At 50.9% G+C, this 26,286-nt stretch carries 20 protein-coding genes; 9 read left to right on the forward strand and 11 right to left on the reverse strand.

Annotated features, from left to right (window positions below):
* Positions 1 to 34: 34 nt before the first annotated feature.
* The 9 genes from ACYVK4_RS07845 to atpA form a co-directional block, all read right to left on the reverse strand.
* Positions 35 to 1,126, reverse strand: a complete 1,092-nt coding sequence (locus ACYVK4_RS07845) for an IPT/TIG domain-containing protein (RefSeq protein WP_461126941.1) — start codon at positions 1,124 to 1,126, stop codon at positions 35 to 37.
* Positions 1,127 to 1,201: 75 nt separating this feature from the next.
* Positions 1,202 to 2,767 carry a RagB/SusD family nutrient uptake outer membrane protein gene (locus tag ACYVK4_RS07850; protein ID WP_461126942.1) on the reverse strand — a complete coding sequence of 522 codons (1,566 nt, stop codon included), beginning with the start codon at positions 2,765 to 2,767 and terminating at the stop codon, positions 1,202 to 1,204.
* 121 nt (positions 2,768 to 2,888) lie between these two features.
* A complete protein-coding gene (locus ACYVK4_RS07855; RefSeq protein WP_461126943.1) occupies positions 2,889 to 6,116 on the reverse strand; it encodes a SusC/RagA family TonB-linked outer membrane protein in 3,228 nt (1,075 codons plus the stop codon).
* Between the two features lie 84 nt (positions 6,117 to 6,200).
* Positions 6,201 to 7,979, reverse strand: a complete 1,779-nt coding sequence (locus ACYVK4_RS07860; protein WP_461126944.1) for a tetratricopeptide repeat-containing sensor histidine kinase — start codon at positions 7,977 to 7,979, stop codon at positions 6,201 to 6,203.
* Positions 7,980 to 8,005: 26 nt separating this feature from the next.
* The gene (locus ACYVK4_RS07865; RefSeq protein WP_461126945.1) at positions 8,006 to 8,653 is read right to left on the reverse strand and encodes a response regulator; all 648 of its coding nucleotides are present in this window, start codon (positions 8,651 to 8,653) and stop codon (positions 8,006 to 8,008) included.
* A 624-nt stretch (positions 8,654 to 9,277) separates the two neighbouring features.
* Positions 9,278 to 9,601 (reverse strand): hypothetical protein, encoded by a 324-nt coding sequence (locus ACYVK4_RS07870; RefSeq protein ID WP_461126946.1) that lies wholly within the window; start codon positions 9,599 to 9,601, stop codon positions 9,278 to 9,280.
* 98 nt (positions 9,602 to 9,699) lie between these two features.
* Positions 9,700 to 10,272, reverse strand: coding sequence for a DUF4136 domain-containing protein (locus tag ACYVK4_RS07875; RefSeq protein ID WP_461126947.1), 573 nt, complete (start codon positions 10,270 to 10,272; stop codon positions 9,700 to 9,702).
* A 263-nt stretch (positions 10,273 to 10,535) separates the two neighbouring features.
* Entirely contained in the window at positions 10,536 to 11,426 is an 891-nt protein-coding gene (gene atpG, locus ACYVK4_RS07880) for an ATP synthase F1 subunit gamma (protein ID WP_461126948.1), read from the reverse strand.
* A gap of 96 nt (positions 11,427 to 11,522) precedes the next feature.
* On the reverse strand, positions 11,523 to 13,097 hold the full coding sequence (gene atpA / locus ACYVK4_RS07885) for a F0F1 ATP synthase subunit alpha (RefSeq protein ID WP_461126949.1): 1,575 nt from the start codon (positions 13,095 to 13,097) through the stop codon (positions 11,523 to 11,525).
* Between the two features lie 373 nt (positions 13,098 to 13,470).
* Here atpA and ACYVK4_RS07890 point away from each other — a divergent pair, with 373 nt between their 5' ends.
* The 3 genes from ACYVK4_RS07890 (at position 13,471) to ACYVK4_RS07900 (ending at position 16,856) form a co-directional block, all read left to right on the forward strand.
* Positions 13,471 to 14,244 (forward strand): FKBP-type peptidyl-prolyl cis-trans isomerase, encoded by a 774-nt coding sequence (locus tag ACYVK4_RS07890; RefSeq protein ID WP_461126950.1) that lies wholly within the window; start codon positions 13,471 to 13,473, stop codon positions 14,242 to 14,244.
* Positions 14,245 to 14,389: 145 nt separating this feature from the next.
* Positions 14,390 to 16,528, forward strand: a complete 2,139-nt coding sequence (locus ACYVK4_RS07895) for a carboxy terminal-processing peptidase (RefSeq protein ID WP_461126951.1) — start codon at positions 14,390 to 14,392, stop codon at positions 16,526 to 16,528.
* Positions 16,529 to 16,616: 88 nt separating this feature from the next.
* Positions 16,617 to 16,856 (forward strand): hypothetical protein, encoded by a 240-nt coding sequence (locus tag ACYVK4_RS07900; protein ID WP_461126952.1) that lies wholly within the window; start codon positions 16,617 to 16,619, stop codon positions 16,854 to 16,856.
* A 5-nt stretch (positions 16,857 to 16,861) separates the two neighbouring features.
* On the opposite strand, the gene ACYVK4_RS07905 is transcribed toward ACYVK4_RS07900, so the two are convergent.
* A complete protein-coding gene (locus ACYVK4_RS07905; RefSeq protein WP_461126953.1) occupies positions 16,862 to 18,262 on the reverse strand; it encodes an MATE family efflux transporter in 1,401 nt (466 codons plus the stop codon).
* A gap of 198 nt (positions 18,263 to 18,460) precedes the next feature.
* On the opposite strand from ACYVK4_RS07905, the gene ACYVK4_RS07910 reads away from it, so the two are divergent.
* The 5 genes from ACYVK4_RS07910 to ACYVK4_RS07930 all read left to right on the forward strand — a co-directional run bounded on the left by ACYVK4_RS07910 (position 18,461) and on the right by ACYVK4_RS07930 (position 23,804).
* Complete coding sequence (locus tag ACYVK4_RS07910) at positions 18,461 to 19,264, forward strand: DUF4290 domain-containing protein (RefSeq protein ID WP_461127502.1); 804 nt, start codon at positions 18,461 to 18,463, stop codon at positions 19,262 to 19,264.
* A 108-nt stretch (positions 19,265 to 19,372) separates the two neighbouring features.
* Positions 19,373 to 20,680 (forward strand): UDP-N-acetylglucosamine 1-carboxyvinyltransferase, encoded by a 1,308-nt coding sequence (gene murA / locus ACYVK4_RS07915; protein WP_461126954.1) that lies wholly within the window; start codon positions 19,373 to 19,375, stop codon positions 20,678 to 20,680.
* 691 nt (positions 20,681 to 21,371) lie between these two features.
* The gene (locus ACYVK4_RS07920; protein WP_461126955.1) at positions 21,372 to 22,031 is read left to right on the forward strand and encodes a DUF305 domain-containing protein; all 660 of its coding nucleotides are present in this window, start codon (positions 21,372 to 21,374) and stop codon (positions 22,029 to 22,031) included.
* A 62-nt stretch (positions 22,032 to 22,093) separates the two neighbouring features.
* The gene (locus ACYVK4_RS07925) at positions 22,094 to 22,894 is read left to right on the forward strand and encodes a bacteriorhodopsin (RefSeq protein ID WP_461126956.1); all 801 of its coding nucleotides are present in this window, start codon (positions 22,094 to 22,096) and stop codon (positions 22,892 to 22,894) included.
* A 10-nt stretch (positions 22,895 to 22,904) separates the two neighbouring features.
* Positions 22,905 to 23,804: an SAM hydrolase/SAM-dependent halogenase family protein gene (locus ACYVK4_RS07930; RefSeq protein WP_461126957.1), complete on the forward strand. Its 900-nt coding sequence runs from the start codon at positions 22,905 to 22,907 to the stop codon at positions 23,802 to 23,804.
* 128 nt (positions 23,805 to 23,932) lie between these two features.
* Here ACYVK4_RS07930 and ACYVK4_RS07935 read toward each other — a convergent pair whose 3' ends face one another.
* Entirely contained in the window at positions 23,933 to 25,765 is a 1,833-nt protein-coding gene (locus ACYVK4_RS07935) for an ABC transporter ATP-binding protein (protein WP_461126958.1), read from the reverse strand.
* Between the two features lie 174 nt (positions 25,766 to 25,939).
* Between ACYVK4_RS07935 and ACYVK4_RS07940 the strand changes: the two genes are divergently transcribed.
* Entirely contained in the window at positions 25,940 to 26,284 is a 345-nt protein-coding gene (locus tag ACYVK4_RS07940; RefSeq protein ID WP_461126959.1) for a PadR family transcriptional regulator, read from the forward strand.
* Positions 26,285 to 26,286 lie beyond the last annotated feature (2 nt).

Here is a 26,286-nt window from a genome sequence, read left to right on the forward strand (position 1 = left end):
GGGTAGATATTGTCTTTAAGTAATGTACAATCAATTACTTCACCAGCAGGATATCATCGAAGTAGAACGTTTCGTCCTGCTTGTCAGGGCCCTGGATTCGGAAACCAACCTGGCTCAGGGTTTTGCCGGGTACCCAGAAGTCGATGTCGGATAGCTTGAGTTTGAAGTAATTCCAGACACCGGCTTTCACATTGATCTTGTTCTTGTCGTCAAACCCACCAAAACCGGCTTTGCTGGCGTCGGTCGTCAGATACAGCGAATAATCGGCCGATGCACCTTTTATCCAGCCTGTTACGTAGGTATAATCAGCCGAGTATGGAACAGCAGCGGACCAGTTTGCGAAACCAATCAAGTGCCAGTTGCCCTTCTGGTAGGTTTTACTCACCGAAGCCGTGCCCGTTTTAAACTCTTTGGCAGACACCGCACCGGCATCACCCCAGGAAGCATCCTGGAAGCCAGTACCATACGCATCCGTAAAGACTTTGTACGCCATGTCCATATTCACGAACTCCTGTTTGGTACGGGTGCGTCCCGTGCCATTAACGATCGTCAGTGTACCACGAGTCAGTGTAGACGCAGGCATTTTAACGACCAGTTGCTTCTGCGATTTCGACACAATCGTAGCGGCATCCGAAATGCCTTTTACGGAATCAGCAAAGGCAACGGACGATACGTCGTCCAGGTTATTGCCCGTCAGCGTGATCTCCGCCCCTTTGGAAAAATCGTAGTTCGATACGTCAGAAACGGTAGCATAAGCAAGGACCTTAAAGTCCACGGCAACGGATTGTCCGGCGCTGTTGGTGAAGGTCACTTTCTGCTTGCCGCCCAAAGCCTCGGTGGGCACCCGGAAAATAATGGCATTGTCTGTGTTGAGCGTTGGCTGAAAACCGGCCGGTATATTTTGCTTCTCGAAAACGATTGTCCGAATGTCGCCCAGGCCCGAGCCGGTCAGGGTAACGACGGAGCCGCCGGATGCAGAGTCAGGCGTAAAGGTTTTCGCTACGGGGTTTCCGGGCGCTACCAGCGGACTTCCGTCCGTATCTTTTTCGCAGGAGGTCATCACGAAGCTGGTCAACCCCGCCAGGAGTAACAAGCCCGATAAACGACTGAATGTCTTGAGTTTCATTATTAATATAGTTTGCGGTATTCAATAGTTGACTTGCGGCCAGTTACCACAAACCAACTATTGAATCCTGGATGATCATTTATAATACGGAACGGGGTCTTTGCCTAACTCGGGATCCTGAACGATTTCGCCCGATGGAATGGGCAGGTACATTTTTTCTTCCGTGAAGTTGGTAATGTATGTAGCGCCCGTAACGGTACCCCGATTTTGCTTCTCGATCATGGCTTTGGCTTTCGCATAACCCTGGCGCTGAATGTCGTACCAGTAGTCGCCCTCAAAGGCAAACTCCACCCGGCGTTCGTGCAGAATATCATCCTGCGTAAAGGCTGTTTTTGGCGACAGGCCCGCCCGGCTCCGTACTTTGTTCAGGGCGTCGAGGGCTTTGGCATCGCTGGTCGATGCGCCACCGGCCAGTACAGCCTCGGCATAAATCAGCAGAATGTCGGCGTAGCGAAGCAGCACCACGTTGTTACCGGAGTTTTGCCCCAGCACAGGGTCACCACCGAAGCTTTTACCGGGTCCGGCAAAATACTTGACAATATTTGCGCGGGTTGGGCTCAGACTGCCCCCATCGGCGGTTGGCTGCAGGGTATCATATTTGAACCCATTGGCCATAAAGGCATTGTATTTAGGTGCATTCACACGCTGCGGCTTCCAGTTCGGATTGGTCCAGCCGTGTTCCATTACTGACCATTGCCGACGCAGATCACCAAATTCATATTCCTTCAGCAAATCCAGCGATGGCACGTACATTTCCCAGGCATCGGCTTCGGACGTCCGCAGGGCACCGGCTCCCCGGTCGGGGTTTTTGATGTTGCCCGTTCCCCAGGGATCCTGCGCCAGTTGGTGCTGGATCGAGAAAATACTTTCGGTATTGTTATTCATGCTCATCTTGGTGAACATGCCGCTGTAATCGGTCACCAGGTTATATTTTCCCGAGTTGATCACTTCCTCGGCTTTGGCTTTGGCGTTTGCGTAATCTTTGTTGTAGAGATACAGTTTCGCCATCATCCCCTTCGCGGCATACTTCGTTACCCGACCCGGCACGTCCGACTCTGGCAAACCAGCTTCGGCCAGCTGCAGCTCTTCGAGAGCAAACCGTAGTACATCTTTCTGGATGTAACGGGGAATGTTGAAGTTCCCCGACAGGGCCGTAGCGCCCGGATCAGTAATGATCGGAGCTGCTCCCCAGGTACGGGCAATGTAGAAATACAGCATCCCGCGAATGAAATGACATTCGGCAATGGCGGGGTCCAGATAAGCGGCTCCACCACCGGCGGCTTTCTTCTCTTCGAAGGTTTTGATCATCACGTTAGCATAGCCGATGATCTTGTAGAAGGCACCCCACGACGCGCCAATCCGCTCAGAAGCCGACGACACGGTGAAGTTCAGGTATTCGACATCGGTGTAGGTGAACATGTTCCCCGACATCACGTCGCCGATGGCATCCTGCGCCCGGCTTTCGTAGTTACGCCAGGGCAGACCGCTGTAGAGTGTACTCGTTGCCGCCCGAACCTCGTCGGCGTTATTGTAATAGTTACCCGTTGTGGTGCCCGAAAGCGACGGCCGATCAATGAAGTCTTTCGAACAGGAAGACAACATCGCCGTCAGAACAAAGGCATATAGTGGCTTGATTTTCATTTTTAAAGAGTGAAAGAGTGAATGAGCGAAAGAGTGAACGTCTGTTGTGAAAAAGACCCAGTGTGATAAAGCGTTATGCCTCATCCTGCTCTTTCACTCATTCGCTCTTTCGCTCTTTGACTTAGAATTGCAGATTAGCGCCTACTGTAAACGTCCGTGGGTTCGGGTAGTGGCCGGTGTCCACGTTCATCAGTTTGATGCTGTTGTTGAAGGCTCCGATTTCGGGGTCATAGCCCGAGTAGTTGGTGAAGGTTTTCAGATTCTGAATTGATCCGTATACCCGTAGGTTGGTGATCTTTACCTTGCTCAGCAGCGTCCGGGGTAGCCGGTAACCCAGCGTGATGTTCTGAATCCGGGCGTACGAAGCATCCTCAATATACCGGTCCGACATGGCCGTGTTATTCTTGTTGGTGTTCGTGAAGCGCGGCAGACTTCCATTCGGGTTGGCCTCGGTATACCGGTCCGTTACGGTGTTCAGCTGGTTGGTGTAGGCGTTGTTCAGCCCTTCCAGCTGCCAGCGCAGGAAGTTGTAGGCTTTAGCGCCCTGGCTTCCCTGCAAGAACAGTGAGAAGTCGAAATCGCCGTAGTTAAGCGAGTTCGTGAAGCCCCAGGTGAACTTCGGCAGCGGGCTGCCAATGAAAGTCAGATCCTGTGCGTCGATCTTCTTGTCGCCGTTGATGTCTTTGTACCGGATATCGCCCAGCCAGGTTTCGGTCTGGTTCACTTTGTAGCCGAACTGTGGCAGACTGGCGTCCAGATCAGCCTGTGTGCGGAACAACCCGTCCGTTACCAATCCCCAGAAGGAGCCAACCGGACGGCCCGGCGTGGTGTGTGTGATCAGGTAATTGTTGTAGTACACTTTGCCATCAAGGGCTGAAGCAGCACTGGCGGCCCGGTCGTAGCTGTTCGTAAACTGGGTGAACACCACGTTGGTCTTCCAGCTGAAATTACCCTTCTTGATATTCGTCGTGGTCAGGCCAATGTCGATACCGGTGTTGGTCATCTGACCGGCGTTACCCAGCGGTGCTTTCAGATCGTCCCACTGGTCGCCTACCCCGATCAGGTTTGGGCCGGTCAGGAAGATGATCATGTCGGACGTTACTTTCTTGTAAACGTCGATAGTCGCGTCGATGCGGCCGTTGAAGAAGCCGAGGTCAACCCCCGCGTTGGCGGTTTTGACGGATTCCCACTTCAGATTCGGGTTGGGAATACCGTTGATCATGTTCGACGAACCGAAGCCCACCGGACCGGAGAAGAACTGAACCGCACCCACATAGGCCGGGTTTGGCGCACCACCAGGGAAGTTCTGGTTACCCACAATACCGTAGCCAATACGGGCTTTGGCGTAGGTCAGCACTTTCGAAATGTCGCCTTTCATGAACTTCTCATTCGAGATCGTCCAGCCCGCCGATACACCGGGGAAGTAACCCCAACGGTTGTTAGGACCGAAGTTCGATGAACCATCCGCCCGGAAGCTGGCCGAAATCGAGTAACGATCATCGTACGTATAGTTGGCACGGGCGAAATACGACTCCATAGCCCACTGGCCTTTACCTCCGCTCAGTCCCCAGGTTGTCTGGTCGGAGCTACCCGTGTTCAGGTCAAAAATGTTGGCCTGCAAATCTACTTTCGTACCCGAAATCGACTGGTAGTACGAGTTCTGCGCCTGATGGCCGAGCGTGGCCTGAATACCATGCTTTTTGTAATACAGATTGTAGTTCAGGTAATTGGTGATCGAGTAGTAATAGCTATCCGACCGGGAGTCGATCAGTTTGCTACGGAACGACGTGCCACCTACGTTACCGGCTTTCTGGAACGCTATGTTGTTGTCCTGTCCTAACGAATACGACAGTTCGTTACGCAGTGACAGACCTTTCAACAACTGAAACTCAGCATAAAGGCTACCGAACACGTTGTTCGAGGTTTTGGTATTTCCCCGAAACTGGCTGTTACCAACCAGGTTGGCGTTGTTGTACTGAACACCACCAACGGTCTGGCCACCACCCCACGAACCATCGAGGTTTTTGACGGGAATCAGCGGGCTGGTCGACGCACCCCACCAGATGGTACCTTCGGCGGCATCGGCCAGGGATACGTTCTGGATACTGCGCGACACGTTGGCACTCAGGCCTACTTTAGCCCAGCTTTTCAGTTGGGTATCGAGGCTGAAGCGCGATGAATACCGTTTAAAATCAGACCCCAGCAGAATCCCTTTGTTATCGAAGTAGTTCAGCGACAGGTAGTAAGTTGTTTTATCGCGTCCACCCGAGAAGCTCAACTGGTGGTTATTGATTTTACCCTGCTGGAACATCGCTTCCTGCCAGTCGGTACCGGGTCCGAGCAGATCCGGATTCTTGAACTCGTCGGCAACGGGGTTCCCGATGATCGGCAGCACTTCGTTCTGATACCGGGCAAAATCAGGCAGTTTCATCAGGTTCAGCCGACGGGCCACTTCCGAAACGCCTGTATACATTTCGTAGTTGATCTTGCCTTCGCCCTGCTTGCCTTTTTTGGTCGTAACCATGATCACACCGTTAGCCGCCTGCGACCCGTAGATAGCCTGCGCCGACGCGTCTTTGAGGACGTCGATCGACTCGATATCGTTGGGGTTCAGCATGGCCATTACGCTGTTTCCGGTCTGGCCATCGCCACCACCCAGGCCTGCATAACCCGTGCTGTTGGATGTGTTACCGCCAATAAACGGCACACCATCAATCACGAACAGCGGGTCGTTGCTGTTGATGGACGTTACCCCACGCACTTTCACCGATACCCCACCGCCCGGCTGTCCGCCATTGCTGGTGACGGTTACGCCGGCCGCTTTGCCCTGCAAAAGCTGGTCAATGCCGGCGGCCGGAATATCTTTCAGATCGGCCGCTTTTACGGTCGTAATGGACGACGTTACGTCCGAACGTTTGGCAGTACCATACCCGATCACGACCACTTCGTCCAGCGACTGATCACCGGATTGAAGGGTGATGTTGAGCGTTGTACGACTTCCTACTTCAACCTCCTGCGTTTTCATCCCGATAAACGAGATGACGAGTACTTTGGCACCAGCGGGCATATTGATCGAGAAGGCCCCGTTCACGTCCGTCGTCGTTCCCAACTGCGTACCCTTCACCGACACCGTAGCGCCGGGCAATGTATTCCCTTTTTCGTCGGATACCGTCCCTTTTATCAGGGCTTTTACATCCGACTGGATGTCGATGCGTGTCGGTGCACCTTTAATGGTCGCCAGAACAGCCTGGTTTCTCAACTGGGCCAATCTGGGTATGGTTCGATCCTGAGCGTGGACAGTAAGCCAGCTACTCAGGACGAACGCGCCTGAAAGCATATGTTTAATCATACGATAGTTAATTGAAAGCAATTATATAGAGCAAGTAGGAAATTTAAATTTTAGCGTACCTGACAGGGTGGCCTCCCCTAAAGGTTACGCAGCTGAAGCAATTGTTGGTGATTCTTTTTTAACGGGCAGCGAGATCATGACGGACGTTCCTTTTCCCTCTTCGCTCTGCCACATGACCTGCCCGCCGAGGTAGGCAATTCGAGATTTAATATTGGCAATACCGTTGCCCCTGGCTGGCATGTTCTCGAAATCACCCCCTTTCCCATCGTCATCGACACTAATCAGGGTTGTTTCGTCGCTGGCCATCAGCTGAACGGTAATGGTTTGTGCATTGGCATGTTTGAGTGCGTTATTTAGTAGCTCCTGCACCACCCGGTAAAGCATGACCGAAGATTCATCGTCCAGCGACGGTACCTCGCCATAGTGCTCCAGCACCAGCTTCGTCTGATTGACCAGATTTAACTTTTGTACCAAGTCCTCCAGCGCCGGAATGAGCCCGAATGTCGACAGTGCGTAAGGACGTAAATTATTGGAAATCAAGCGCGTTTCTGTGCAAGCTTCATCTAAAAACTGGTTTAACGGTTCTTTTACGGACAAGGGTAACTGTTCCTGATGCGCTTCGACAAACAGCTTGATACGCGAGAGTTGAATGCCCAGCCCATCGTGCAGATCGCGGGCTATCCGGCTCCGTTCGCCCTCCTGCCCTTCGATCATTGCCCGCAGCGACTTAAGCTCCAGCTGCCGAATCTGCTGCTGAGCAATAACGGTTTCCTGATGCGCAATCAACTTCTGCTGACGACGCAGAAATACCAGCGCTCCTACGCCCAGCACACTGATCAATAAGCCAATCGCTAACATAGAGTTCAGCACGTGCTGGCTGCGGCTTTGTTCTTCAACCAGCTGTTTCTCAACAGCCAGCGTTTTAATTTGACTATCCAACTCCTGCAATCGAATACTTTTGGTCTGTTCTGACGTATAAAATTGTGTTGTAAAATCCAGCGCCTTCAACGAAGCTGCGTATGCCGTCTTATGGTCGCCCATTCGCGAATAACTGTCGGCCATGTGTTTGGACAGCTCCCGTAACATGGACACATTATTTTCATTTTCAGCCAGTTTATAACTCTTCTGGTATTCGGCTATTGCTTCTTTCGGATGATTTCTAAACTGGTTGACGATGCCCAGGTAGAAATGATTCAGCGCAATGAGCCAGTTAATCTTCAGCCGCTGCGCTATGGTTAAACTCCGACTGGCGAAATACTGCGCCGAGTCCGGCTGCTTGATCCGGGAATAGGTACTAGCCAGCAGGTTCAGCGCATAGGCCTGCGAGTAGGCTTGTTTGTGCTGATCGCTCATCCGTTCCGTTTCCCGCAGTTCCGTGAGCAGTCCGGTAGGTATTGGTTCTTTCTTCTGATTGATGTCGGCCAACCCCAACTGGCACTCGATCACCTTCGGAATGTTCTTTGTCCGTTCAAAATACTGACGCGCTTTCTTCAGATACTTCTCGGCGTAGGGCTGCATGAACTCGTCATGCGTGTAGTAGTCGCCAATAACAATATGCTCGTTATAGTACCCCAGTGAATCGCCCAGCAGACTGTAATACTTCAGGCTGTTGAAGAAGGCATCCATCGTGTACTTGTTATAGCCGTACTGCTGGTGATACTGCCACCCCAGGTTCTCGTATGTCCGGGCCACATCTCCATACTTCCGGTCTTTAGTTAACACACTGATCTGCCTTTTCAGACTGTCAATTGACGAAGACGCCGACAATGCCCATCCCTGCCGACACCAGCCACCAACTCCGAGGAGCAGTACAACCAGTATCGTTTTTTTGTAAAACAGGAAAAATCCGGAATTGGATGACATCTATTTTGTTGTACAACCTGTATGGCTCAATCAATGTACTGCATTTCCATGGCCGTCTTAATCAGCAGCGCAGTATTGGGCACCCCGAATTTCATCAGTAAACTACTCCGGTGAAACTCAACGGCTTTGGCACTGACAAACAGTTGTGTAGCCATTTGCTGAGTTGTTAACCCCTGCGACATCAGCATCAGCACTTCCGACTCCCGGGGCGTCAGGTTGGGTTTTACACCCATCCCGGCAACTGATTTTCTATTTTTTGGTCCGTCATTCAGCAGAATGTGCGTAATGGTCTCGTTGAAGTACTGCTTTTCGTGATGAACCGTCTGAATGGCCTGCAATAACTCGGTCTTGGTTGTATTCTTCAATAAATAGCCCTTCGCCCCTTTTTTCACCACCCGCTTAATAAGGCTGGCGTCGTCGTGCATAGTCAACGCTACGACCTTTGTTTTTGGATAACTTCGCGTAATGTGATCACACAGGTTGAGTCCATCTTCTATCTGCGGAAAAGAAATATCCAGCAACACCACATCCACATCCGTTTCAGCCAACCGCTCTATCACGGATTGAACCGTATAACAACGCTCGGTTACCTTAATATCTGATGACCCCGAAATAAGCGATGCGATGCCTTCGACAAAGACATTATGGTCATCCGCAATCAGTACCCGTATCATGTATTTTTTTAGTTCGTATAGACTAAAAATAAGCTATAACGGCCAATACTACGTCGCTTAACGAAAAATGAGCCCTTCTAATCGCCTACTTTTTCTTACCAGCTTACAAAAACAAACCCGTGTAATTTGACTGGTTGATTATTTAGTTGTACGATACAGCTAAATAGAATTTTGTTTAGCAAAAGTAGGACATACTTTACCATCAATATAATAGTGAAAACCCAACTCTACACAAATTTAGGGTAAACCCTATAGAACTACTCTACTCCTAAGCCAAAATTAAAGGCAACTGTACCAACCTATGAAAATCAGTTCGATTTTCAATTGGATCGGCTGACCTCGGCGGGCCGTGGCGTCAACTGCTATCGGCAAAGGAGCGTGTCGTCCCTGAGCAGTCAGGTGAAGGGAATAGCCTGGAGCACATCTCGGCACCGTTTGCCGTTCTGCTATATTGACGCGACAAAGCGTTCCGTTTGAATGGGTTGTTGGTTGTACCGATGCAATTGGCTGGCCAATTAATTACCGACTCGAATCGTGCAGGGACGGGGAATCTGCTTTTGAACGCGCCCATTGGCTACAATCAACTCGTTGTACGGTACAGGCGGGAATACAAAGGCTTGGGGGTCACTTCCCGACGGCAGGCCAATCCTTTGTGGATGTGGAGTGCGTTATCTGACTTACACTACGGACAGAATCGACGCGGTCTGTGGTGCCCCAGCCTGAGTCAGCCGAAACCGCTGGCTGGATGGTATCACAATCGTCCAGCTGCTGCCGTAATGCTTTTATCTGACCTTCCTGCTGGCTTAAATTATGCTGAAGATCGATGGCAGCGTCCTCCAGCCGCTGGTGACGGTGGTAGGAGACACCCAGGATTGCAGCAATGCCAAGTAGTAGTACAACAACTACCGTTATGAGTGAATACACAACTCCTCGGCTTGCAGCAGGCATGTTACGCTAGTAAAGGCGCAAATTAACGAAACCAAAGTGCATAAAAAAACCTACTTACCATTGGGCAGTAGGTTTTTTTACTTAAGCAGTTGAATAACTTATCGGGCAGCGCCGTAATCCTGACCGGCACTTTCAGGAAAGTTCTTCATAATGCTGGTCACCGTTTCGCGGAAGGCCTGATCGCGGTCACGTTCCTTGTTACGGCTGTTCAGTTGACCGGTAGCCCAACCCTGCCAGATGATATCGTTCGTCCGGGCATCGGATACGTTGACAACAACCCGGTTTTCTTCATACTGTCGGGAATAAACGTTGTTGTTCATACCACCATATCCCCACCAGGAATAAGGCGAGTACATGCCATTGGACTGAATCTGCTGCTTGTCTTTAGAGTCCATAAAGAACCGAACAATAAGATCGGCTTCTCCCTGTGTGACGGGCTTATAACCCCGTGCCTTAAGCGACATGTCAAGGGCATCGGCAATCCGACGCTGGTTCAGGTTACTGCCAACAATTGGATCAGCATTTCGCTGACGGTCGGCCTCGATGCGATAAGTGGCGAACTGCCGAACGTTTACTTTCGGGTCATAATCGTATTTGACCGTAATGGCCGGAGCGCAGGACGCCAGCGTACCGGCGACAAACAAACTGGTGATTATGTGGGTAAGTTTCATCTTTTTGAATCGTTAGTTGGTATCGAACCGATTAGTAAACGCTGAAAGATAGTGGTTCGTATATCACAACTAAATAACTAAAATCAAGTCATATTCGTTCAGGATTTCTATAGAGTCTACGAGCAGAGACAGGCTGTTAACCTACTGACAGTCAAAGTCCTTTCTGGGCGTTAAGCTTTTTTAACAAGCACTTAATCCTGCAACAAAAAAGCCAACACCCAATGGGGCGATGGCTTTTCGTATTAATGTATAAATCAGTTGCTTTATGCGCTGGCCAGTGCTTCGGCACCACCCACGATTTCAAGAATCTCGGTTGTGATAGCCGCCTGACGGGTCCGGTTGTAGACCAAACGAAGCTCTTTCAAAAGCTCGCCAGCATTTTCAGTTGCTTTGTCCATCGCCGTCATCCGGGCACCATGTTCTGATGCGTTCGAATCCAGGACAGCTTTGTATAACTGAATTTTAATTGTCTTGGGAATCAGCTCGGTGATGATTTCCACTTCCGAAGGCTCGAAGGTGTAGTTGATTGATGCTGTTGCCGCGCCCGTGCCTGGTGTTTCAGTTGATACGATCGGCAGCATCTGCTCCGTCCGGACAATTTGCATGGCGGCATTCTTGAACTCATTGTAGATTACCTCAACCATGTCGTACCGACCATTGGCAAAACCTTCCATGGCTTCCTCGGCAGCCGTACGAACGGTAGCAAAGCTCAACGAACCAAACGCATCGACGTGCGACGTATTGACTTTAAAACCCCGGCGCTGAAAGGCTTCACCGCCTTTTTTACCGATGGCCATAATCTCAACGTTACCCGAACGAGCCTGAGCCGCATACTTTTCATCAATCAGCGTCAGAGCGGCCTTCACCACGTTTGTATTGAAGGCACCGCACAGACCCCGGTCAGAAGTAACCACGATCAGGAGAACACGCCCAATAGGACGAGCCTGCTTGTATGGGTTCTCCGAAGCCGTTTCTGCCCCGGCCGACACGGTTCCGAGCATCTGGCTCAACTTCTGGGCATAGGGCCGCAATTGCGTAATATTATCCTGAGCCCGGCGCAACTTGGCAGCCGCCACCATTTTCATGGCTTTGGTTATCTGTTGGGTCGAGTTGATCGACGAAATCCGGGCACGTACTTCTTTTAGTGAGGCCATTTTCTTTTTAAGTAGTTAGGAGCGAGGAGTGAGGAGCGAGAATTTAGACGCCGAATGGCTCCTCATTCCTCACTCCTAACTACTAACTCCTTAAAACTAATAATTTGCAGACAGGTCAGCCGCTACTTTCTTCAACGCTGCGGTTGCTTCGTCGGTCAGTTTACCGGCGCGAAGGTCGTTCAGCACCGATGGGTACTGAGCGCTGAGTATCATGCCAAATTCACTTTCGAATTGTTTCACTTTGTTGACCGGCACTTTATCCAGCAGACCGTTGGTCGAGGCATAGATGATCGCTACCTGCTGCTCAACGGGTACCGGCGAGTACTGAGGCTGTTTCAGCATCTCCTGGTTCCGCCGACCCCGTTCGATGGTCAATTTGGTCGATGCGTCAAGGTCCGAACCGAACTTGGCGAAGGCTTCCAGTTCGCGGAACTGAGCCTGGTCGAGTTTCAGCGTACCGGCCACTTTCTTCATCGACTTGATCTGGGCGTTACCACCCACCCGCGATACCGAGATACCTACGTTAATGGCCGGACGGATACCCGAGTTAAACAGGTTCGACTCCAGGAAGATCTGACCATCCGTAATGGAGATTACGTTGGTTGGGATATAAGCCGATACGTCACCCGCCTGCGTTTCAATGATGGGAAGCGCTGTCAGCGAACCACCCCCTTTCACCCGGTCTTTCAGACTTGGTGGCAGGTCGTTCATTGTTTTGGCGATGTCATCGTTGGCGTTGATTTTAGCGGCCCGCTCTAACAAACGGCTGTGCAGGTAGAACACGTCTCCCGGATAAGCCTCACGGCCTGGTGGGCGACGCAGCAGCAGCGACACTTCGCGGTAGGCAACAGCCTGTTTCGACAGATCGTCATAAACGACCAGGGCAGGACGGCCTGTGTCGCGGAAGAACTCGCCAATGGCGGCACCCGTGAACGGCGCGAAGAACTGCATCGGCGATGGGTCAGATGCGTTGGCGGCTACGATTACCGTGTAATCCATAGCACCGGCTTTCCGCAGCGTTTGTTCTACCTGCTTCACGGTCGATGCTTTCTGACCGCAGGCAACGTAGATACAGAACACAGGCTGACCTTTGTCGTAAAATTCTTTCTGGTTGATGATCGTATCGATGGCCACAGCAGTCTTACCCGTCTGACGGTCACCAATGATCAATTCGCGTTGACCACGGCCGATGGGGATCATGGCGTCGATAGCCTTAATACCCGTTTGCAGTGGCTCGGTTACCGGCTGACGGAAGATAACGCCCGGTGCTTTGCGCTCCAGTGGCATTTGATACAAGTCACCCTGGATAGGGCCCAAACCGTCAATAGGCAAACCAAGCGTATTGACCACCCGTCCCAGAATACCGTCACCTACGTTTACGTAGGCAATTTGGTCGGTACGCTTCACGGTGTCACCTTCTTTGATTTCTGAATAATCGCCGAGCAATACAGCTCCAACGTTGTCTTCTTCAAGGTTCAGGGCCATGGCCTGAAGACCATTGTCGAACGACAGCAATTCGCCGGCCTGCACTTTCGAGAGGCCGTAGATACGCGCTACGCCGTCGCCGATTTGCAGCACCGTACCGACTTCTTCGAGTTCAGCCTCAGTTTGCGTACCGGCCAGTTGCTGGCGCAGGATGGCTGATATCTCGTCGGGTCTTACGGATTCCATATGTGTATAATGAGAATTTAATGTTGATTTTTCGGCCGCAAAGGTACGATTAAAATTTAATAAAACTGCGATGAAACAAAGAAACAACGTCTGAATGTTAGACTTTTCCGCTAAATCACCCGGCAGCTTTCAGCCAGTAGCCGGGCCATAGAAACCGTTCATCCAAAATAACAGTACTTTAGCCCGTGAAAATTGACATACGCCAACTTTTCAACTACTTTTATCTCTCTGGCCTTATATAGAATTAAGATTTATTAACAGCCCGGCACCTTATCTTTTTTCATCAAAGAGACCCGTACTTAAACTTTTATCCTATTCTTTCACGTTTCAATAGTATCTGATTTTGTTTACATACACCCCGTTTAGTTTTCGCATGAAGTTCAACCAATGGATGCTGGCCAGTTTCGTGTCAGCCGTTTTTGTCGCCGGTTCGGCGACAGCTCAGGTAAAAAAACCAACTGTTAAAAAGCCCGTTTCGGCTAGACCAGCTTCGGCGGCCAAGCCATCAACGACAGGCAATGCTCTTGCCTCCAATAAAGATTCTGTCAGTTATAGTATTGGGATGGCAATGGCCCAAAATTTCAAGCAGCAAGGCATGACAGACCTGAACACCGAGATGCTGGCTCAGGGTTTGAGCGATGCGCTGAAAGGTCAGAAAACTCAACTTTCGCTGGAACAAATGGGCCAGTGCCTCAACGAATTCCAACAGAAACAAATGGCCGTTCGGAACGCAGAAGGCGCAAAAGCATCGGCCGAAAATAAAAAGATAGGCACTGCTTTTTTGACGGAAAACAAAGCCAAGGCGGGTGTAGTTACTACCGCTAGCGGCCTGCAGTATTCTGTTGAAAAAGAAGGCACTGGCGCTAAACCTGCCCCTACGGATCGGGTTAAGGTGCACTACACAGGCCGCCTGCTCGATGGCAAAGTTTTTGACAGTTCTGTAGAGCGTGGCCAACCTGCTGAATTTGGCGTAAATGAAGTGATTAAAGGCTGGACGGAAGCCCTGCAGTTGATGCCGGTTGGCTCAAAGTGGAAACTCTACATCCCGTCTGATTTAGCCTACGGAGATCGTGGTGCTGGTGCCGATATCAAGCCCGGCTCAACATTAGTCTTCGATGTAGAGTTACTTGATATTGTAAAACAATAAAGAGTGAAAGAATGAAAGAGCGAAAGAGCAGGCCGCCAAAGGAGTAAAGAAACGAGTTTAAATCTTTATCGTTTGCTTCTTCTCTACACTGGCAACCCACTCTTTCACTCATTCGCTCTTTCGCCATTAACCTCGGGTAATATAGATGAAAAAGTATCTGGTGACCCTAGTACCCGTGCTGATGCTCAGCTTTCAGCCGGATTCGCCATCGAATGGTGCGCCCAATGTAGATGCATCCGGCACGACTATCGGTATGGCCCAGGATGGGGCAATCTCCTCCCCAACGTCGGTGTCGGCACAGGGCGATCTGCAGCCATCCGTTTCGCAGGAAAAAGTAGAGACGCTGGTAGCCAAACTGCTGACCACTTATCATTACCGGAAAGTACGGCTCAATGATTCGCTTTCATCAGTGGTTTGGGACAATTATCTGAAAGAAGTAGACGCCAACAAAACGTATCTGCTGGCATCGGATGTAGCCTCTTTTGAGAAATACCGCTATCAGATCGACGACGCGCTGGTTAATGGTGACCTGACCGCAGCGTATGACCTGTATAACCTTTTCCGCAAGCGTTATCAGGAGCGAAGCACGTTCATTAAAGAACAGATCAAAAAGCCGTTTACGTTTACGGCCGACGAGAGCTTCAACACCGACCGGGAAAAAGCAGCCTGGCCTAAATCGATTGAAGAGCAAAACGATCTGTGGACAAAAATCCTGAAGAATCAGGCGCTGGAACTCCGTTTGGGAAACAGAAAGGATAGTGCGGTAGTCGCGTTGATGAACCAGCGGTACACTAACCTGGACAAAGCCATTAACCGGGTGAAAAGCGCGGATGTGTTCCAGATGTACATGAACTCGTTTGCCGAAGCACTCGATCCGCACACGAACTATCTGTCGCCCGCCAGTGCCGACCGCTTCAATCAGGATATGAGCCAGTCGCTGGAAGGTATTGGTGCCCTGCTTCGGGAAGATGGCGATTACATTCGCATCAGTGACGTGTTGCCCGGTGGACCGGCGTTCAAAAGCAAGTTGCTGAACAAGGACGATAAAATCTCGGGGGTAGCCCAGGGCGATAATGGCCCGATGGTGAACACCACCAACTGGCAGGTCGATGAGGTCGTTAAGTTAATAAAAGGACCTAAAGGTACGGTTGTGCGCTTGCAGATCATATCGCCCAACGCACTGGCCGGTGCTCCGCCCAAAGAAATCCGACTGGTTCGCGAAAAGATCAAACTGGAAGAGCAGCGGGCGAAAAAAGAAGTCATCGAAGTAACGGATAATGGTAAGCCTTTTAAGATTGGAGTCATCAACATTCCGATGTTCTACCGCGACTTTGAAGGAGCCCGCAAACGTGAAGAAGGCTTTAGCAGCACAACGAGTGACGTGAAACGGCTGATCGATTCGCTCAAAGCCGAGAAAGTAGCCGGTATTGTGATCGACCTTCGCGACAATGGCGGTGGGTCATTGACCGAAGCCATCGACCTGACGGGTTTGTTCATCCCAAAAGGACCGGTTGTACAGGTTAAAGAATCGACTGGCGAAACCGAAGTCTATTCGGATAAAGATGGTGGAACGGTGTTCTACGATGGTCCGATGGCCGTTCTGGTAAACCGCTTCAGTGCTTCGGCTTCTGAGATCTTTGCCGCAGCTATTCAGGATTATAAGCGTGGAATCATAGTGGGTGGCCAGACATTTGGTAAAGGAACCGTACAGACATTGATCCCGCTGAACCAATGGCTCCCTAAAGAGCCGGAAAAAGTGGGTGAAGTGAAGATGACGATCCAGAAGTTTTACCGCATCAATGGCAGCAGCACCCAGCATAAAGGGGTTACGCCGGATGTTCAGTTCCCATCGGCCTTTTCGGCGGAGGAATATGGTGAGAGTTCGCAGCCAAGTGCCCTCCCCTGGGATCAGATCAATTCTACACGTTACGAACTGTCGCGGGGCCTTGATGACAAAGTTCTGAACCGCCTGCGGGATCGCTTCGAACAACGTCTCAAGTCGGATCCTGAACTGAAACAACTCGCTCAGGACCTGTCCGACTTCAAGAAAGCGAAGGAAAACACGGTGGTGTCCCTGCAGGAAGCGAAACGGCGCAAAGAGCGCGACGAAGCTGAACGTAAACGAGCCGCTGCCAACAAAGTGTCGCAGGCATCAGCGCCGGTAGATGAAACCGGAGCCCCAACCGTTGCGGCACCCAAGAAGAAAAAAGACCTGTATCTGAATGAAGCAGGTCTGGTGCTGGCCGATTACATTATGACCGCTCATCTGGCCGTAAACAAGTAAACGACACACCCATTTTATCTTATAAAAAACGCGCAGCGAATCGCTGCGCGTTTTTTATAATGACCATTAACCCAGCAAGACCCTCAAAATGTGGTATTTCCTAATCAAACAAAACACACTTGAGCGAACACAATATCAGGCCTTACAAAAGCGTGCTTCCCTGACGGAAGTTGAATTATTCAACGAGCCGTACGATAACTGGTACGTGTTTTCTGTGGAGAAAGACAGCTATGCCGCTTTCATGGATTATCTGGACCGCGACGGGATTGACTACGACCTGGCCACCGAACGCCCAACGCGGGATGAGATGCTGGCCAGGATGCGGTAGAACCTTCAGGCCGGGAACGGTGCCGACAAATTCGACCCGGTGCGTATATCGACTCGCTTTACCCGCTGAAAAAACCGCCAGGTGAGTAAAACGGCGGCAATGGACAGCCCCACCAATAAGCCGATCCAAACACCAACGGCATCCATTCCGGCAGGAAACGCCAGGACGTAGCTGAGTGGCAGCGCAACGACCCAATAGGAGAACAGGGTAATGATCGTCGGTACATTTACATCTGACATTCCCCGTAAACTGCCTAGCGCTACCACCTGCACACCATCGGACAGCTGAAAAAAACCGGCCATAATGACCAGTGAAGCGGCTATGGTCATCACATCCGGGCTGTCGCGGATATAGAGCGTTACCAGCCAGTCGTTGGCAGTCAGAAAGATAAGTGCCGTAACGCTCATGAAGCTCACGGATAGCAGAAAGGCGGCTACTCCCGCGCGCCAGACTTCCTCCCGATTGGCCCGCCCCACCGCAGCACTGACCCGAATAGCAGCTGCCGAGGAGATACCCGTAGCCATCATGTAGGTAACGGAAGCCATATTGATCGCAATCTGGTGAGCCGCTAACTGCGCTTCGCCAAGCCAGCCCACAATAACAACGGCCAGAGAAAAGGTGGCGACTTCAAAGAAAAACGTTAAACCACCGGGAATACCCAGCCGCAGAATCGTCCAGGCTTCTTCAGCTGACGGCAGTTCGCTAAATTCCTTCTTCAGGTAAGCCCTGAAATGAGGGGTGCGGTAAATATAGAGCAGCATGGCCCCGGCCATGAATATGCGGGAGAGCAGCGTAGCCAACGCCGACCCCATCAAGCCAAGAGCAGGAAAGGGCCCAACGCCTATAATAAATACATAGTTGAAGAGTGCGTTTACCCCAAGGGCCGAGAGCGTAATTATCATGGCTACGCGGGGGTAACGAAGGCCATCACACAACTGCCGGGCAGCTACAAAAATCAGCAGTGGAATCAGCGACGCACTCAGGATCAGCATAAAGTCACGAGCCAGCCGCGTTACGATGGGTGTTTGTCCAAACAGATCGAAGTTGTAAGCTAACAGGATAGAAAGCCCCCCCAACAGAACGCTTAACTGAATAGCCACCCGCAATCCGGCCCGAAACAGCCGATTTACAGCTGCCGGATCATTCTGGTTATTGGCTTTCGACACCAGAGCCGCTACTACTGACAGGCCGCCGACGCCGATACTGGACATCAGAAAAGAAAGCGAATTGGCCAGGCCAGCGGCACCTAAGGGCACGGCTCCCAGCAACCGGCCAACAAACAGATTATCCGTTACGCCCATCAGGACCACACCTAGCTGGGCAATGATAATGGGTATACTCAGACGAAGGGTATCGGCAAATTCGGCTCGGTAGGTAAGCAGCAGAGAACGTTGGGCAGCACGCATTGGGCAAAGAGCGTTGGGCAGAGGGGTACGAGTAAGGAGACAGGGGCACAAAGATAGCATTTCCTGATGTCCCATTCTCCGCAGCCGATACTCTTTGTCTCATACCTCCAACGCCCTGTGCCCCTACGCTCATTACCCCTTGCCCCTTGGCCCATTCCTTCGTACTTTTGTTTTCTTTATCACCTATCGGGCAAGCCCTTGAAAGAATACGGCAGTAGTATCCAAAAGTTAGTTGACAATATGGTCAACATCGAAGATCGCTCAACCCGAACTCGGTATGCACATATCCTGATTGAGTTGATGCGGCAAATCCATCCCAACATGAAGGATGGTCAGGACTACTATAATAAATTATGGGACGACCTGTACATCATGTCCAATTTTACCCTGGATGTGGATAGCCCCTATCCGCCCCCATCCGAAGAAGCACTGGGCAAAAAACCGCAGCGTGTACCCTATAACACGCACAATCTAAAATTCAAACATTTTGGCCGCAACGTCGATCTGTTGATTGCCAAGGCGGTTGCCCTGGAAGAGCCCGAAGAACGACGCGCGTTTGTTTCGTACCTGACGCGCCTGATGCGTACCTTCTATCAGGCCTGGAACAAAGAGTCTGTTGAAGATGAGACCATCTACCAGAGCCTGATCGAACTCTCCAACGGTAAACTTTTCGACGATATCAAGCTCATTCGGGAACAGGGTCTGGTGGAAGCCACCCCCCGCGAACGCACCGGCGACCAACCTCAGCGCATCGGTGGGAACACGTACCGGAATGATCGAAATAACAGTACGCAGGGCCGACCCAATAACAATCGCAACGACCGAAACAACGATAGCGGGCCTAACCAGCGTAATGCCAACAATCGCAACCGGAACGATAATGGCCAGGGACGGCCAAATAATCGCAACGATCGCGATGGCGGGCAAAACCCACGGAACTTCGGCAGCCGGAACCGTAACGACCGGGATCAGAACAGAAACAACGACCGTCGGAGACGGTAATCTATTAATGACGAAGCCTACAGAATAGCCTGTCGCTGGCACTTATTCCAGGACACCGGCAGCTCGGCTGTTCGTAGAGCTCATCATTCATCATTCATTATTTCCTAAATGGCATCTTTTCAAATTACAGGCGGGCGCAAGCTCAAAGGTGAACTCAATCCGCAAGGCGCAAAAAACGAAGCCCTGCAAATTCTTTGCGCAGTATTGCTTACCAAAGAACCCGTCACGATTCATAATATTCCTGGTATTCGGGATGTTAACCAGCTCATCGAACTCCTGGGCGATCTAGGGGTATGGGTTACCCGTATCGGCGAAAGTTCGTACCGCTTTCAGGCCAGCGATGTGAACCTCGAATACCTTGAAACCGATACCTACAAGCGTAAAGCAGCTGCCCTTCGTGGCTCAGTTATGCTGCTTGGCCCCATGCTGGCCCGTTTCAAAAAGGGACGTATTCCCCGGCCCGGTGGCGATAAAATCGGCCGTCGTCGGTTGGACACGCACTTTCTGGGTTTTGAGAAGCTCGGTGCTCAGTTCAATTACGATGCCAATGACGGTGGCTATTACCAGGTAGACGCCAGCAACCTGCGCGGCACCTATATGCTGCTCGACGAAGCATCCGTGACGGGTACGGCCAACGTACTAATGGCGGCTGTGATGGCCGAAGGTACCACCCAGATCTACAATGCTGCCTGTGAGCCCTACCTCCAGCAACTGAGCAAGATGCTTAATTCGATGGGCGCTAAAATTACGGGCGTGGGCTCGAATTTGCTGACCATTGAGGGCGTGTCGGAATTGAAAGGTACGGAGCATACCATGCTTCCCGATATGATCGAGATCGGCTCATTTATTGGGCTGGCCGCCATGACCCAGTCGGAGATCACGATTAAAAACTGCCGGATTCCTGAATTAGGCATTATTCCCGATCAGTTCAAACGACTCGGTATCCAGATGGAATTCCGGGGCGACGATATTTTCATTCCGGCTCAGGAGCATTATCAAATCGAAAGCTTCCTGGACGGTGGCATGATGACCGTTGCCGATGCACCCTGGCCTGGCTTCACGCCCGACCTGCTGAGCATTGTGCTCGTAACGGCCGTTCAGGCGCAGGGCACGCTGCTCATTCACCAGAAAATGTTTGAAAGCCGCCTGTTCTTTGTCGATAAACTCATCGACATGGGGGCTCAGATTATCCTGTGCGACCCGCACCGCGCCACGGTTGTTGGCCTGAACCGTCAGATTCCGCTCAAGGGCATTCGTATGTCATCGCCGGATATTCGGGCGGGGGTTGCCCTGCTGATTGCGGCCATGTCGGCCAAAGGCACCAGCATCATTGACAATATTGAACAGATTGACCGGGGCTACCAGCACATCGACACCCGACTGAATGCCATTGGTGCCGAGATCATCCGGTTGTAGCCGAAACGTATTTATATTGAGCCCAGCCCGCACCTTGCGGGCTGGGCTTTTTGTTTTTTGGTTACAGGCGATTATTTCCTTTGAACAATCCCAGCTTATAAAAATCCAACTAATCTCTTATTTAATGTAAATAATGGGCTGGCTCGATCAAAATTTAGCTTATACGTATTGCTAGTGGTTTTTTTTAACCACAGAGACGGTCCGCCGTTGCGGCACAAAGCGCACAGAGGTTTATTAGGGCACTTTCTTCCCCCATCAACCTCTGTGCGCTTTGTGCCGCAACGGCGGACCGTCTCTGTGGTTAAAAATTATTGCATTAGGCGTGCAAAACGGACCTGATTTAACCTAGATACAGCTGTTATTCACTTTATTTATAAGTGATTAACTATTAATGACATGTACCAGATGTGACTAATGGACAACAGCTTGATTTTATACAACTTATCGCATTTATAAGTTGCTATTGACGCAAAAAGAGTAACCACAGAGGCACAAAGGACACAGAGACTCTAATATAGACTCCTGTGATTTTGTGGGCAATCTTTTTGTGTCAATAGCATAATGGCCCCGAATGAGCTCGTTTTACGGTATCTGCCCCTGCTGTTCAGGTAACCTGATTAAACCTTCTTCACTGGTTTTTGTCTTTAGAATAGAATAGGGTTAGTTTAACAGCAAAAAAATTGTGTACCTAATGAAAACGCTACAATCCAACCTGACCGTTTGGGCATTGGCCGCCCTTTTATCCGGTGGTTCACTCGCAGCCTGCGCACAGGCGACAACCGGTGGCGCTACGGCTAGTGCTTCGACAACAGCCAACGATCCGGCTAAAACAACGCTACTCCAGCCGCTGCAGCAAATGATCACTAAAATGAAGAAGTTACAGGCAACCGGCGACCCCGATTTTGATTACGCTGTGCAGGCCAAACTTCATACACAAGGTGCTCAGGACCTGCTGAAAATGGAAATTCAGAATGGAAAGGATTCGTCGTTGAAGCAAATGGCAAAAGCGATGCTGACCACGACCGATTCGGACGTTGCTACCCTGAATAGTACGCTCACCAGCATTAAGCCAACGCGGCCCAATCAGGCTTTTGTGCAACAGCAAAGCCGAAACCTGGAAGCGATGACCCTTAAACTGCAACAGACAGGATCGAGCGATAAGCTGACCAGTGACATCGATAAAAATTTCTCGACGCTCCTTCTCGATCAGCGGCAGGATGCTATCGACATGGCAAACACCTATCTGCAATACGGCAAAAATACCTCGCTGCGATCTTTTGCGCAGCAAATTGTTGATAAGTCCAACATGCAGGTGCAGCAAATGAAAGCACGGATCGCAGCGCCTAAATAAAACAAATCGTTGCACTATGAATGCAGTAGCGTTAGTTTTGACAGACTAACGTTATTGCATTCATGGAAATAGCCGATTCTTTTGTTCCAACGGCGGGCGTCGTTGGAATTTTGCCTTTAGTCACGTACTTCTTTTTAGTCGTGGCAGTTTATGTCTTTCTCGGCATCTTTATCGCTGCGCTGGCTATACACCCGGCCACTTCCCGGCAGCGTTCTTTGTGGATACTAACGGCAGTAATGGCGGCTGTGTCGGCCCTTTCCTATTACCAGATTCAGGGCTATTATCACCACATGCTGGCCGAACTGGTAACGGTCACTGACCCCGGCAACCGGCAGGTTCTCATTCGCGAATCGTATAATGCAATCGGCCAATACCGTTTTATGGCCTGGGCCATTATAATCCCCCTACTGCTGATTCAGGCGGCTGTGCTACGCAAGGCCGCCCCTGTTCTGTCTGCCCGAACGTCTTTTACGATTCTGGCAGCGAGTTTTTTCATGATCCTGACGGGTTACATAGGGCATCAACAACTCGGGTTCGACAACGAGATTTTACCCGGCTTGAAGGGTATATGGGGCGTTGTGTCCCTGCTTGGCTATGCTACTCTTGTTCGAACGCTGCTTCCGTTCTGGAAACAGCCTGTTACCGGAATCCAAACGGATAAACAGCGAATCAGCCAGCTAATAACGCTATCGGTTGGTAGTTTAGGGCTTGCTTATCCGATCGGGTATTTTCTTTCGCTTACCAACATTGACTTTAACCTTATTCACATCACTTTTACCGTTGCAGATAGTTGCAGCCAGGCAGTTATGGGCCTGGCGGTCTACTTTTTGAATAAGGACGAGGAGATTAAACCATCAACCTGAACCGTAATTTATGCGAAACCCCTACCACCTGACTGCACTTTTCCTGATTCTGGTATCTACCCTGGCTAAATCCCAGAATGGTATCGTTGTTTTCCAATCTGACTTTGGCCTGAAAGATGGAGCCGTCTCGGCCATGAAAGGCGTTGCACTGGGCGTATCGCCATCCCTTAAACTGGAAGATCTTACCCACGAAATTCCGGCCTACAACATCTGGGAAGCGGCCTATCGGCTATACCAGACCGTGCCGTACTACCCCAAAGGAACCGTTTTCGTATCCGTATGCGACCCCGGTGTGGGCACCGAACGGAAATCGGTGGTGATGCTCACAAAGTCGGGGCACTACATCGTTACGCCCGATAATGGTACGCTTACCCTATTGGCCGAACACCTCGGCATCGCCGAAATACGACAAATTGATGAAGCCATTAACCGCCTGAGAAATTCAGGAGCGTCATACACTTTCCACGGCCGCGATGTTTATGCGTATACAGCCGCCCGGCTGGCCGCTCATGCCATAACCTTTCAGCAGGTAGGCCCAAAGCTACCCGCTCAGGTCGTTAAGTTAGACTACCAGAAAGCGGAGTACAGCAATGGCACGGCGAAAGGGAACATCCCCGTGCTTGATATTCAGTACGGCAATGTCTGGAGCAACATTCCACGCACTATGATTGACCAGCTAGGCGTAAAGCCCGGTGCCTCGGTGCGGGTGCAGATTTTCCACGGCGATACGAGCCTGTACGATAAGGTCGTACGAATGGTCAATACCTTTGGTGAAGCTCCGGTTGGCGACGATGTAGCCTACATAAACAGCCTGCTCAACTTTTCCATAGCCGTCAATCAGAAAAACTTTTCAGAGAAGTATAACGTATTCAGCGGCCCGGACTGGAGGATTGTCGTTAATGGTAAGTAGTGGAGTAAGTGAAATAGGTGTAGCCGGGAATCAACTCCTGATACTAGTTGTGGTGTGTGTGGTGTCGGGTCTGAGGACCCGACACCACACACACACCACATACGCACAACACAACCACTCAAATAGTACTAAACACTCTGCATCGTACTTAATTTTCGATAAAATCCTTCGTCCAGTGTGAGCAGTTCGTCGTGCCGTCCGCGCTCCACAATACGACCCTGATTAACCACCAGAATCTCGTCGGCATGCTGAATGGTGCTGAGCCGATGGGCAATCACGAGGGTGGTACGGTTGGCCATCAGGCGCGTCAGGGCTTCCTGCACCAGCTTTTCGGATTCGGTGTCGAGCGCCGAGGTGGCTTCATCCAGAATCAGGATTGGCGGATTTTTCAGGATGGCGCGGGCAATGCTGATGCGCTGCCGCTGACCACCCGATAATTTGCCGCCCCGGTCGCCGATAATGGTCTGATAACCGTCTGACTGCGCCATGATAAAGTCGTGCGCATTGGCAATCCGGGCCGCTTCCATGATCTGGGCCTCAGTGGCGGCACTGCCAAAGGCGATGTTATTAAAGATCGTGTCGTTGAACAGAATGCTTTCCTGCGTCACGATGCCCATTTGCGCGCGCAGGGAAGCCATGCTGCAATTGCGCATATCGACACCATCAATCAGAATTTGTCCGGCAGTAGGGTCATAAAAGCGCGGAATCAAATCGGCAATGGTCGACTTGCCGCCCCCCGATGAGCCCACCAGCGCAATGGTTTTGCCCTTTTGCAGATCGAACGTAATATCACGCAACACGGGAGTGTCGACATTGTAGGCAAACGACACATGCTGCACCGAGATTTTATCCCGGAAACCAGTCAGCGTCACCGCGTCGGGTTTGTCCTGAACCACAGGCATCGTGTCGATCAGTTCAAGCACCCGCTCGCCCGATGCCAGCCCCCGCTGTGAGCCGCTGAAGGCGTTGGAAATATCTTTGGCCGGACGCGTCACCTGTGAGAAAATGGCGATGTAAGTTATAAATTCGGACGCTGTAAGGTCCGATTGTCCACTCAGGATCAGCGACCCGCCATAAAACAGGATACTGGCTACGGCGGCTACACCGACTACTTCCGAGAACGGCGACGCCAGTTCGCGCCGGTTGGCCAGCGAGCGGATGGCGTCGCGGTAGCCTTCGTTTTCTCGGCGAAATTTATCCAGGATAAAGCCCTCCGCCACGAACCCTTTCACCACCCGCATGCCGCCAAAGGTCTCGTCCAGCAAGCTTACCAGACCACTCAACCGTTGCTGTCCTTCCTGAGCATCGCGCTTCATCCGGCGAACCAGCGTGGCAATAAAGACCCCCGAAATGGGAATGACGACTATGGCAAACAGTGTCAGCTTTACCGAAATAGTAAGCAGGGCAATGACGTAGCCAATCAACAGAAACACTTCTTTCGAGGCTGCCGACAGCGTGTTGGCAATGGAATTTTCCACTTCCTGCACGTCGGTGGTGGTCCGGGAAATGAGGTTGCCTTTGCGTTCGTTCGTAAAAAAGCCGAGATGAAGGTGTAGCGTTTTGGCAAAAACAGCCTCGCGCAGCTTGGCCACCATCTTTGCCTTGAACGACTCCAACTGCCTGACCGAAAGGTATTTAAAAAGATTATTGAGCAGAACAGACAGGATAATCACGAAGCAGACAAATTGCAGGGCTCCTACTTTGCCATAGTCCTGAAAAACCTGCGCGAAATAGTATCTGAAAAAACCGGTTGGGCTGGTAGTGAGCGTTGGCGCGGGCTGATTCAGAAACGCCTTCATTTCCTGTGCGTTCACTTTATCGAACAGAATGCTGAGCAGGGGAATGAGCAGTGTAAAATTCAACACGCCAAAAACACTGGACAACAGCGATGTAAACACGAACGGTGTCAGAAAACGCCCGAGTGGTTTGGCAAAAGAGAGTAATCGAAGGTATGTTTTCATTGATGGTGCAAAGTTAATCCGAACCTGGATTTATGTGATTTTTTTGACTGACCATGATTTTAATAGGTTGCTTCCGCTGAAAAATCAGAGTAATCAAAAAAATCATACAAATTCGGGTTCAGATTTAATACCTAAGATTTGGAGGTATGTAAATTTCTTTTGTACGTTTGGGTTATGAACACGTCCTCGAATTCCTCTTTATTGAAAGGTAGCCTGTCGGTTATGATTTTGCGGTTGCTGGAAGACCGCGAGAAGATGTACGGCTACGAGATTACGCAAAAGGTGAAAGACCTGACGGCGGGCGAAATGACCATTACGGAGGGGGCCCTCTACCCCGCCCTGCACAAGCTCGAAGCCGATGGGCTGCTCACCACCGAAACCCAGATTGTCGACGGCCGCGCCCGTAAATACTACTCGCTCACCAAAACCGGCCATACCGAAGCCGCCGGGCGCATCGCCGAGTTAGCCGCCTTTCTGGAAAACCTGAACCTGGTTCTGAAACTTAAACCATCCACGTAATC

The sequence above is a fragment of the Spirosoma aerophilum genome (genome assembly GCF_054782495.1).